The 9,479-nt window shown below is 62.9% G+C and carries 9 protein-coding genes; 1 reads left to right on the top strand and 8 read right to left on the bottom strand.

Features of this window, described 5'->3' with window-relative positions; translation table 11 throughout:
* Positions 1 to 17: 17 nt before the first annotated feature.
* Positions 18 to 614 carry an acyltransferase gene (locus tag FPZ24_RS08100; protein WP_146570897.1) on the top strand — a complete coding sequence of 199 codons (597 nt, stop codon included), beginning with the start codon at positions 18 to 20 and terminating at the stop codon, positions 612 to 614.
* 5 nt (positions 615 to 619) lie between these two features.
* On the opposite strand, the gene FPZ24_RS08105 is transcribed toward FPZ24_RS08100, so the two are convergent.
* Genes FPZ24_RS08105 through FPZ24_RS08140 form a run of 8 tightly spaced genes read right to left on the bottom strand, consistent with a single transcriptional unit; the run spans position 620 to position 9,434 of the window.
* On the bottom strand, positions 620 to 2,677 hold the full coding sequence (locus FPZ24_RS08105; RefSeq protein WP_146570899.1) for a right-handed parallel beta-helix repeat-containing protein: 2,058 nt from the start codon (positions 2,675 to 2,677) through the stop codon (positions 620 to 622).
* Between the two features lie 2 nt (positions 2,678 to 2,679).
* On the bottom strand, positions 2,680 to 3,123 hold the full coding sequence (locus tag FPZ24_RS08110; protein WP_146570901.1) for a hypothetical protein: 444 nt from the start codon (positions 3,121 to 3,123) through the stop codon (positions 2,680 to 2,682).
* Positions 3,120 to 3,722, bottom strand: a complete 603-nt coding sequence (locus tag FPZ24_RS08115) for a hypothetical protein (protein ID WP_146570903.1) — start codon at positions 3,720 to 3,722, stop codon at positions 3,120 to 3,122. The genes FPZ24_RS08110 and FPZ24_RS08115 overlap by 4 nt, the downstream gene beginning before the upstream one ends.
* A complete protein-coding gene (locus tag FPZ24_RS08120) occupies positions 3,722 to 5,419 on the bottom strand; it encodes a hypothetical protein (protein ID WP_146570905.1) in 1,698 nt (565 codons plus the stop codon). The genes FPZ24_RS08115 and FPZ24_RS08120 overlap by 1 nt, the downstream gene beginning before the upstream one ends.
* A complete protein-coding gene (locus FPZ24_RS08125; protein WP_146570907.1) occupies positions 5,406 to 6,533 on the bottom strand; it encodes a hypothetical protein in 1,128 nt (375 codons plus the stop codon). Before FPZ24_RS08125 ends, FPZ24_RS08120 begins: the two co-directional genes overlap by 14 nt.
* Complete coding sequence (locus FPZ24_RS08130; protein WP_146570910.1) at positions 6,533 to 8,236, bottom strand: hypothetical protein; 1,704 nt, start codon at positions 8,234 to 8,236, stop codon at positions 6,533 to 6,535. The genes FPZ24_RS08125 and FPZ24_RS08130 overlap by 1 nt, the downstream gene beginning before the upstream one ends.
* Positions 8,236 to 8,964: a hypothetical protein gene (locus FPZ24_RS08135; protein WP_146570912.1), complete on the bottom strand. Its 729-nt coding sequence runs from the start codon at positions 8,962 to 8,964 to the stop codon at positions 8,236 to 8,238. Before FPZ24_RS08135 ends, FPZ24_RS08130 begins: the two co-directional genes overlap by 1 nt.
* Positions 8,964 to 9,434, bottom strand: coding sequence for a hypothetical protein (locus FPZ24_RS08140; RefSeq protein WP_146570914.1), 471 nt, complete (start codon positions 9,432 to 9,434; stop codon positions 8,964 to 8,966). Before FPZ24_RS08140 ends, FPZ24_RS08135 begins: the two co-directional genes overlap by 1 nt.
* Positions 9,435 to 9,479: the final 45 nt, after the last annotated feature.

Here is a 9,479-nt window from a genome sequence, read left to right on the forward strand (position 1 = left end):
TCGTTCAGATTCCGAGAATGCATAATCCCTTTTTGCCGGGGTTTTACTGCTCCGAGGAACTCCGCGAATTTGGCTTTGCGCACGTCGGTGACGGCGTTCAGGTGTCCAAGGATTGCGTGATCGTCTCGCCGGAAAACGTCACGATCGGCGACCATTCCCGCATAGATGCTGGTTGCCATATTATCGCGACAGGCCCCGTCGAGATCGGCCGGCACGTGCATATCGGAGGTGGTTGCCACCTGTCGGGTCGCGGCGGGATTACGATGGCGGATTTCTCCGGCCTTTCGCAGGGTGTCCGCATCTACTCGGCGAGCGACGACTATAGCGGCCGACACATGACGAACCCGACCGTTCCCGAGGAATTTACGAACGTGCGCGTCGCGCCCTGCCGGTTGGGCAGGCACGTGATCGTCGGCTCGGGGTCGGTAATCCTTCCGGGCGTCGTGATCGGCGATGGTGCGGCCGTAGGCGCCCTTTCTCTCGTCAGTCACCGCGTTCCTGAGTGGACGATATACGCGGGCTCCCCCGCGCGCCGGGTTGCCGAGCGCTCGCGCGGGTTGCTGGTGCTTGAAGCCGCTATGGAGGGGACAGCACTGGCTGAGGTTGCGGGATAGCATCGTCAGCTTCCCGTGATGTCCGAAACAGGCATCCAGACGCCGCTCGACTTGACCAGCACGACCGTCCGCCGAAGCGCTCCAACGATGTTTGACGCGGACGGAAGGCGCAGGTTCGTGTTGTACTGAAGCGTCGTGTTGCTGTCCGTGAACGTAAGCATGATCTGCTGACCGTCCACACCGCCAAGGAAGTTAGTGATCGTCGTGGCCGACGCGTTGGTGATGACGAAGCGCTCGATCCCGCCAGCGACGGATGGCGTGGTTGAACCAGCCGTGTAAACCCCGGTGAGAAGCTGTCCCGGCACTTGATCGACAATGTTCGGGTTCGTGCGCGTCGCTGCGTACTCGACGTTCAGCGACGTAAACCCGGTGTCGTTGTCGTTCGCGCGAACAACGATTTTCGCCGTGCCGGTCGCCATAGCGGAAGGCAGATAGACCGTGGCGAAATTGACGAGGCTTGGGGTTCCAGCAGCCGTACCAGCCACCTTGTTACGCTCAACGTAGACGTTCGCGACATCGCCAGCGCCCGCAATCGTGCCTACTGCAATCAGGCGCTCCGTGCCGTTGGCAACGTTGGCCAGGTAGAAATTGTTGTCGCTGAGATTGATGTTCGATCCGTTATAGACCTCGATCTCGTACTGCGCGGTCGCGACGGCCAGATCCACGAACAGCTTGTTGCGCTTGACGTCGATCCGATCGATCCGCGCGGTCGTCGGCACAAGGGGCTCGGCAATCTGGATCGACGCTATCGCATTCCTACGGCCAACAAGCGTGTTATCGCTGATCTCGATATCACCACACTGACGAACCGGCGCACCGCCGCCGCCGGTGTCCTGACCCACGCCGATCGCGCCGTCCCAATAATCTGCGATGAAGTTATTGCTGATCTTGCCACCGTAACCACGGCCCATGAAGATCGCGGGGCGTGTGACGAGGCCGTTCACGGTCTGACGGTGGTTTCGGATGATATTGCCGTCCACCAACACTCCGCCGTAGGTGCCGGCGGTGTCCTTCAACCGTGAGACATAGATGCTGTGTCGTTCGGCGTATTCGATCTGGTTATAGGCAATGATCGCGTCGGTAATGCCGACACAGTTGATGCCGTAGCCTTGGCCACCAAGAGTGCCAGTCATATGCTTGATGATATTTCTGGTGAATATCGCATTGGTCACCGACCCGGCGCTTTCGGTGCCGATGCTGATCGCAAGGTTCAGGTTTTCAAACGCACAGCTATCGACCCAGATTTTGCTTAGGGTCTGACCCGAATTGTTGTGGAAGCCGTACTGTTTCGCGGCCGAGTCAGTGCGGCCGGGTCCCGAAAACCGGGTGCCGCTCAAAATGATGTTATCGCAGGTGCCGATCAGGTTTAGGATGCTGCCCTCGTCAGCAGCGCCACCATCAAGAATTAGGCGTCCCGGTCCGTGAATGCGAACATTGCTCGCGTTCGTGAGTGCCAAAATGTCGCCCGTCGAAAGCGTGAAGTCGTCCGCTAGGTACAGGTCGCGGTTGCCACCGTGCGCGTTGATCTCGGCGATTGCCTTTACCAGGCGAGCATCATCGAAGCCGCCGACGCGCGCGCCGAACTGTTCGGGCCAGATACCAACGCGCCGGGACCAGGTTTGCAGGCTTTCAGCGACAGCCCCCGTACCGGCTTGCAGAAAGCCCGAAAGCGCCGAGCCCCCGGGTGCTGCCAGATCGGTGCGCAGAGCAGCATCGGCGCCGGTTCCGGACGCGTACGTGGGTGCGCCATCTGCATCCAGCGCAATGAATTTACCCGCATTGGCAGGTGAGGAATTTACCGCCGCGATCAGCTCACCGACAGCCGTGATTTCGAACAGCTCGTACCGGCCAGAATACTGGTGCTTGAGGTAGTAAAGCCCTTGCGAGATGACGTTAAAATAATAGCCGCCAAGGGAATCCGAGATGACGGGGTTCGGCAGCGTGCCGCCATAATCGTCGGTGAGCGCGGCCAGCGTCTGACCATCGAACTGATAGACGTAAATCTTCGCGCCGGGGACGATCGCCCCGTTCAGATCAGTCTCTACTCCCTGATAGCGCGCCATTTTTAGCTTCCGTAGTTAGAGCATTCGGCGGTCAGCTCGACCGTGGCGGGGATACCGCCCTTCGTTACCGTGCACGTGATTGTGGTGAGGGCCGTGTCGCCCGGCCCGACAGGCGGAGAGCGAAAGCCTGTCGTCAGGGACCCCGGCGTGATGACGTCCCATCCCGTATCGTCGAAGGCCCATCCGATGCTGTCGAACCCACCACCACCGGCAATGGTGATCGTGGTTTGCCCGGTGCCGATGCGCTGAAAGGCGTGACTGTTGGTCGAGCCGTAAACGGCGTTGGGCGTCGCGGTCAGGCCGGTATCGCCGCCGAACGAGGAGAATACCTTCTTGAGGCCCGCTGCGGTGCGTAGCCACACTTCGCCGACCTGCTTCAGCCCCGTCGCCGTGCGGACATAGGGTGCGACCTCTTTGAGACCGGAAGGGGTGCGGAGCGTGATCATGCCACGCCCTTGAACCAGATTTCGCCAACCGCCGTCGTGGGGTCTGCCCCGGCCGCATCGGTGTAATACATCTTCCCGCTGATCATGGCGGGGTCGCTCCAATACGGCTCGACGCCCGCGCCTTGATGCGTAGTCTGACCCGACATCGTTCCACCCGTCAGCGCGAGATAATCGGGAATGCTGTTCGCGGCCTTGAACTGCGAGTAATTGCCCAAGCGCAGGAGCGAGAGCCCGTAGTCGGTCGGCGTGCCGTTGTTGACCAGCGCGTCTAGCGCGGTGCTGCGCGGCTGGAAGGAGTCGCTGTCAACAAACGTGGACGGTGCATAGGCGACGAGCGAGCCGCTGCTGTCGGTAACGCGCTGGCAATAGTCGCTTTGTGCGACGAACATGAAAGTCGGGTTGGCGTTTTCGTTGACCGCGAACCCGCCGACCGTGCGGATTGGCTGGGACAGGGGCGTCGTCAATGCCTGGTCGGCATAGACCGTGATCGGATTGACCTGCGGATCAGCGCCAGCTTCGCCCACGAAGATATTGCCCCCGTCGAGAAGGTCTCCACGGGCGTCCAGGAACAGCGGGAAGATGTTGCGGACCTGCTGCATTAGCGCGCACTCTCGTATTGGCGGTATTGCCGCTCTTGCTGCGTGTGCAGCCACTTGGCGTATGTCGTTGCTTGGTCGGGCGTGCGGAAAACGCCGAGCATCCGGCCGGTGCGATAATAGTTGTCGATCGCCTCTCGGTCAGACATGATGCGCCCATCATCGGAAACAGTCGGCACCAAGACTTCGCCCTGAGGCGTACCGAACGACATCGACCTGACCGTCGAAATCGACCCATCTTTGTTGCGCACGACGGGCCGCGTGTTGAGATCAATATTCCCCGGCGTGACCGGAGTTACGGGCGCGCCATCGTTCGCAGCGGCTGGGTCAGGGCCTTCGTATTGGGATTGGTCCTGAGCAGCGCTCCCGTTGACTACGCTGGGGCCGTCTCCGCTTTCGTCTGCGGCTGCGCGCATGGGCGGCACGGTGAATGCATCCCGCAGCCTTGCCTGTAGGCCCAAAACCTCATTGGCGATTGTCGGCTCCGCACGTGCGATACGGCTGAGCCGTTCGACGTAAGCAGGCGTCGAGAGCGAGGTACGCGGGGCGCGTGCAAGCCACCGGGCGACGCGCGGCGATGCCAGTAGCCGACCAGCGGCGTATTGTCCGACCAGCACCTTCGCCAGAACAGGAAGGCCGAGCAACCCGGTTGCGCCAGTGGCAAGATTTGCCACCGAGCCGCCCGTGTTCGAGCGGTTGGCGTACTTGGCCGCTTCCTTCGCGCCGTCCGCGATGCGGGCTAGGTCGTTGAGGGCAGCGCGGGCCTCGGGACCGAAATAAGCGCGCTTCGCGTTCTCGCCGATCTCGTTGTAGTTCGTCAGGAATTTGGCAAGCGAGAAAGCGTCGCCTTCGGCATTCTGCGTGCCGTTGGTCGCGCGACCCAATCCGCCGATCACGCTTGCCCGAACGTCGTTAGCTTCGTCGTTGGGCAGGGTGTTGAGAAACCGAACGGCGCGGCCGTTATTTCCCTGTAAATCGCCCATCAGTGACTTGACGATCGCCTCGCCGCTCTTGGTCCCATCCTTGCCAATGATCGGGGTCAGAACGTTATCGATCGTCTGGATACGCTCGCGTGCGAAACGATCCGCATTGGCGTAGAGGCGCGCGGCATTTCCACGGCCCGCAGCGTTGAGGCCGTTGGTTACGTCATTGGCAGCCGCATCCATGACCATGCCGATGCGTCGCTCGGTATCGCTGCCGCGCAGACCGTCACGCATGAACTGTTCGCGCAGGACGGTGCGCATCTTCTTCATGCCAGCCACGCTCACATCGCCACGCGCGAGTTCGTCGCGTAGCGTCTGCAACCGCGCCAATGGCTCGGCACCGCCAGGCACATCGCGGAGTTCGGCGATGTTGCGGTCAAGCTCGGCTAGGGCTTGCGTGGGTGGGACGCGCGTGTCGCCCGCCGCACGCTCGGCCAGATCGTAGAGCCCGTTCTTCTGTGTACGGGAGGTGGCGATAAAGTCGTTCGCACCCGCGCGCGCGCGTTCGCCAGCCGCTTCGGGGCGCAGTGCCGTGCCGATTTCCGCTGCAACACGATCGCGAGCCGCCTGGGACTGATCCATCATCCGCGTGGAGGCGTCAATGATCGGTTTGCCGCCGATCATGGTCTGCGCCATCGCCGATGTTGCGCGACGAGTGGTGGGGCCACCGACATCTGCCGGAAGCGGATCGATACCCAAACGATCAGCCGCAGCCATTACGGCCTGACCGTCTGTCATAGGTGCGCCGCGTGCCCCCGTAGAGGGTCGAACGAAGCGACCGCCGAGCCCTACGGTCGCAGCGCCGAGCGCGCCCCCAAGTGCCGCACCGGACAGTCCGCCCGCCAGTGCATCTTGCGGTGTATCCGCGCTGATAACACCCGTCCCGCCACCGTAGGCAGCGCCTTCGCCTGCCGCACGCCCGGTCGCGGCAACGACGCGCTGCGATGTTTGCAAGAATGCGGGCCTCTTCTCGCGTCGCGCCACTGCGAAGCGCGTTGGCGCCTGCCTCGTACCCTGCGCGCTCGGCTGCCGTGCCGATGCCTGTTGGCAGAACGGCGCCACCGGCCAAAGCGCCCGTTACGTACATGCCGGGATTTTCGCCCCGATCAGCCTCGCGCTGCCCTTCGTATTGATCGAGCGCGCCGTAATAGTTTTTCAGCCAGTCCTGCTTGTCGCTACCGTTTCCGCCGAGGCCAAGCGAGGTCGAGGTAGCGTCGAGTGCCGCCAGGACTTTGCCAGCCCCGCCCAACGTCGCAGCGTCGCCCGCGCCCTCCAGAAACGCTCGATCACTGCCCGAGCCACCGTAACCCTGATCCTGACCGAGCGACCCCGGCTTGCCATAAGCCATGTTGCCGGCGACGCCCTGACCCTTGCGGCGCTGGTCGATCACGGTGTCAAAATTGTCCTGGAAGTCGTATCCGCGCGCACGGACGTAGGCGCGGGCATTCGCCGCCGCTTTGTCGATGGGGTCGCTCGACAGGATATGCAGAAGATGGTCCGACTCTTCGGGCGTGAGCTGGAGGTTCGGGCCGCTTTTGCCGTCGAACCCGTCGCGCGCTTCCGTCTCTGCCGGCAGTAGGCCGGGGTCGGTAACGCCGGGTTGAGCTTGCGGCGCGGGACCACGATTGAGCGTGGGGGCGGCTGGCTGTTGCGGGGCAGGCGCATCGAGGGGTGCTGCCCCGTCCACGTCCTGCGCATTGGCAGAAGCTGCGTTCGCCGCGGCGGGATGCTGGCGCAGAACTTCGGCGCGCACCTGATCGTCGGTCGCGCCTTCGGGGCCTTCGATCTCGTACGTTTGGCCGTCAGGAGCCTGGATGCGGTACTTCGCCATTATTTGACCCGCGTCGCCTTGCCCCAGCCGCCAGAAGCAGGGGCAGCGGGCGCGGACCCACCAAACGGACGGTAGCCCTGATCACGCGCTACGCGGTCCATGACCAAGTTTCGCTGCTCGATCTCGCGACGCAGATTGCGCAGCTTGGCGGCGATTGTGGCGGGCGGATCGTTGACCTTCGGCACCCATTTGGCGAGGCGCGCATCTTCGGTCGCCGAAACGGCAGCGCCGGAGATGTCCTTGATGATGACGCCGCCGATCTGGCCGACCAACGCGCGGAAGTTGTCGCCGCCGGGATCGTTCCAATGCGTGAATTGATCGCCCAGAGCGCCGGTAAATGGCCCAACTGCTGCCCGCGCGGCTTTCGCTTCGGGGCTGTTGTTTTTCGGATCGAGCAGCCGCATCGCGTTGTCGATGTTCTGGATCGACGCGTCATTGGTGACCCGCGCTTCCAGTTGTTTCGACGGCCAAGGTTTCAACGCGGCAGTTGCGGCGCCTTTGTCGGCAGGCCCACCGGGGATGGGCTCCAGCTTGGCACCGTCAGCGCTCCACTGGTAGCCGTTCGGCGCGTCTTTCGCCTTGGGCTGTCCGGTCGCAACGACCGTCGCGCCGCCCGATTGAGACGAGCCACCGACCGGAAGCCCCTCGACCATGGAGCGTATCGTTGTCTGTCCGCGCTTGAGATTGCGCGCGACCTGCGCAGCGGCAGCGGCAAGCCCCGCTTCCTTGGTCGGGAACTTGCGGAATTGCCCGGTCTTCGGGTCGGTCAGATTGCCGGGATTGTTGTTGCGATCGGCAAGTGAGCCGGGTCCGCCCTCACTGAGAGTCAGCGCCTTGGCGATGTCCAAGGGCGATTTCCCGGCTAGGCTCTCGTCGGGGCCGACGCCAAGGGCAGTCGCCATGCCAGAAATCTTGTTATCGACCACGTTATCGGCGTTGTCGCCGCCATTGCGAGCGCGGGGCGTCCAACCGCCCACATACTGACCTGCGCCTCCAGTGGGTGCGCCGCCTTCGCCAGGGATTTTAACCAGCGTATCGCCTTGGCCGACCGACTTGTACTGATCAGCCTGCGGAACCTTGAAAACGACGTTGCCCTGCTGGTCGTACACCCAATCGCCAGCGTTCGCCGACTTCAGTTCACGGCTGCCGCCGACAGCACCGAAGTTCTGCGCGAACTTGTCGCGACCGGCCGCTGCCGCGAGATTGGCGAGCACGGCACCCTTGATCGTCGCCGAGGCGGTCGTGTCACCACCTTCAAGAGCCGCAATCCAGTCGTCATCCAGCGTCGTATCGAGACCTGCGCGCTGATCGGCATCCCGGCGCTGGCGGAGTGTCGAAAGCGCAATCGGCGTGTTGCCCTTGTCGAGCGCGCTATAGAGGCTGCCGAAATAGCCGATGTCGGAGTTGCGCGCGGCCTCGTCCTTGACCGCATAGCCCTTGCTGAGCGCGTTCGCCTGCTCGGGGTATTTGCTGAACATCGCCAACGTCGCTTCGGGCGTCGGGTTCTTGAGGTATTGCGCGACGTCATATTGATATTGGCGCTCTTGCGTCTGCTGGTCGTTCAGCTTCTGGACCTGCGCACCGATAAGCTGCGTCTGGGCGTTATTCTGGTCGATCGCCGATCGCGCCTGCATTCCGCCGAGAACAGCCTCGGGGACGCCGCTGCCTTGACCGGGGCGGGGGAGAAGGTCTTCCCACGACATTAGAAGCGGCGCTGCATTGCCGAGATGATCCCGTACGGATCACTGGAGTTGAAATTTGCGCCGAGGGGATTGGAGCCGAAGCTGGCGCCACCGCCGAAGAGGTTGCCACCGACACCACCTGACGAGCCGAAAATGCTTCCGAGATCGCGGATCATGCCCGTCGTGGCGTTGGTCTGCCCCAGAATACCGGCCGCCTGCGCGCCGCCCTTGTTGCTCAAGAGCTGCGAAATGCTGTTCGCGTTGTTCTGCCCGAGTTGGCCGAGGCTGTTCGCTGTGCCGGAGCCAAGCTGAACCAACCCGCCGACATTGCCGATCTGCTGGCCGAGAACGGTGTTCAACAGACCCGCGCCGAAGTTGCTTTGGGCTAGTGCCGTATTGCCGCCACGCAAGCCGCCGGTCGCCGCCGCGCTCTGGTTGATAGCGTCGAGACCGGTATCGTACTGCGAGGTGAACTGCGGGGACGCTTTCAAAGCCGCGATAGCCGCGCCCTGTGCGTCGTTGCCATTCATGCCCAGCAGGTCGAGCAAGCCGCCTTGACCGTTGAGCGCGCCCGTTCCCGCCTGAAGGTACGGCGCCATGTTGGTTTGTGTCGTGTCGAACTGGCGCCGCTGTTCATCGACACCGGCCTGGATCGCCGCGGCTTGTGCCTGTGCAGCCTTCTTCGCGCCCTTGCCGCCGAGAATACCGCTGAGGATCGACGCGCCGGCCGAGATTGCCGCCGTCGCCATCAGTTGAGCCTCATGGCGTACATCTCTTCGCCGGGTTGGGCGACGAGCCATTCGCCATTGACGTTGATCGCCTGGACCTTCTCGCCGCCTACTTCGATGTCGGGAATGCGGACACCGCCGAGCTTTTCGTAGAACCGCTTGGCATGGGGCAGGGTGTCGGGAACGACGCCATGCACGACATCAGCATAGGGGCGCATGTAGTCGCGCATTTCCTTGCCGGTTTCGAGAGCGCGCTCTCCACGGCACGTGTCCTCGAACATCGTGCAGACCTGCCAGAAGCGGTGCGCAGTCTGCTCGAACACCATAGCGGCGTCTTCGCCGTTGGTCAGGACGACGACACCGGATCGGGTGGAAGGGAAGGCGCTAGAGAAATCGATCGGCTCGCCGTGGCGCGCGATATGCGGCCACACCGAAGGGTGATTGGCGATTTTGTTGATCAGGCCGGGTTCGGTCTCGCGACGGATAGTCATGCGTCCTCAACGGAACGGATGACCCCTGCGCAGGCCTTCAATCAG

This window comes from Sphingomonas panacisoli (assembly GCF_007859635.1).
GTDB lineage: Bacteria > Pseudomonadota > Alphaproteobacteria > Sphingomonadales > Sphingomonadaceae > Sphingomonas > Sphingomonas panacisoli.